2 protein-coding genes are annotated in these 1456 nt (G+C 56.8%); one reads left to right on the top strand and one right to left on the bottom strand.

Annotation, left to right across the window (positions count from 1 at the left end; translation table 11 throughout):
* A partial coding sequence (locus tag NDN16_RS20780) for a hypothetical protein (RefSeq protein WP_251115321.1) occupies positions 1-244 on the top strand: 244 nt, incomplete at its 5' end.
* Between the two features lie 242 nt (positions 245-486).
* Here NDN16_RS20780 and NDN16_RS20775 read toward each other — a convergent pair.
* Positions 487-1404 carry an FUSC family protein gene (locus tag NDN16_RS20775; protein ID WP_251115320.1) on the bottom strand — a complete coding sequence of 306 codons (918 nt, stop codon included), beginning with the start codon at positions 1402-1404 and terminating at the stop codon, positions 487-489.
* Positions 1405-1456: the final 52 nt, after the last annotated feature.

Here is a 1456-nt window from a genome sequence, read left to right as displayed (position 1 = left end):
CTATGGTCAACATACGGTTAAGCCCGAAAGTTTGCGACAAGCCCCCAAAACTGCTCTCCCCGTCAACCGTTACAAAATCTGCGCAAAGAGCAAAGCCGGCAGACAGGACAAATGCCCCGACCAGCCTCTGGAAAGCGGCACTATTTCTACTCGTTATAGCTTCGACGACGATCGCCCCTGCCATAAGCTGGTCTCGCGCATAGAGGTTGCGAAAAACTTGGCGCCGATCATGTGTTCGAATTGAATGTGGCTATCCAAGGAACAGATCATGACGCTGACGGACGGCCGGGGCGTCGATGTCGAACCTCTTCTCGGCAAAGCGCGGAGACAACAGGATCGTGACCATGCTTTACCCAGGTGGCACGGAACGGATGGGCCGGCTGATGGAAGTCTGTGCGTCGGCTGTGTTGACCTGAAGCCGCTTGTCACCCATCGCATCAAACTGCACGGCATGCTGAAAGTCCGGATCGAGCCACTGGTCCTGACTTACCCGGCTACAGCTGCACCGCCTGGTCTATCAGGCGACTGGGCGTTGAGCAGACTTTCCAGCGTAGCGGTCAGCAAGGCCGCAACGATCGTTCCCCCGAACGTCAGGACGACGCGCGTCAATGCCGCGTAGGATGGCTCCTGTGTCGTCAAGGCGCCAACGATCAGAGAAAGCGAGACCGACAGGCTGAACTGATACACCATGGGCGGATGTCTCCCGGACATCATTTTGCTCGCAAAATAAAGCGCCACCAGGAAAACGAGACCGACCACGACAACGAAATGGGCGGTGATGGTGAGGATGAACAAGGCAGTGCCGGCGGCGACTGCGCCAAACAGGGTGGCCATGACCCGTTCTTTCGCTTCGGCAAACAGTCTCTCGCGTGTCGGAAAGCATAGAACGAAGATGGCAGCGATGGCCATCATCATGTTGGACATGTCGAGAAAGCTGTACAGCCAGAAACTCAAACCCAGGAGGACGGTGGCACGGATTCCCGCCGATCGCAAATGATGGCCGGCCGCCGGCGTGTATTCCTCGATCATCTCTTCTCCGGTCGCAGGCGGCAGTACGAGGTAGAGGACAGGAATAGCGATCAGCGCGACGATGCCGGCTTCCGTAAAAGTATCGCGCAACGCCTCCAGCGATGCTGTCGAGTTCATCCCCATTATGGACACGAGACTGACCGATATCAGGATAAGCATTCCGATAGGATTTCCGGTTCTCTGGATGATGTAGAAAGCAAGGAAATAGAGGCTGCCGATCACCAGCACGAAAGCTGCGGGCCAAGGCATGAACATCGGCAAGACGAAGCTCATGATCCATATGATGCCAATCAGGGCTACCGGGCCGCCGATCGCCTTTTTCGGGTCGAAGGCTTTCCGCATCCCCGCCATCAATCCGACAGGGAGGGCCGCCATCAGGGGCGGGCTTGTCGCAAACTTTCGGGCTTAACCGTATGTTGACCATAGG

Origin of the sequence: Aureimonas altamirensis, assembly GCF_023702225.1 — a bacterium.
GTDB lineage: Bacteria > Pseudomonadota > Alphaproteobacteria > Rhizobiales > Rhizobiaceae > Aureimonas > Aureimonas altamirensis_B.
Note: the sequence above shows the minus strand (reverse complement) of the source record. Positions and strands in the feature narration are given on the sequence as shown.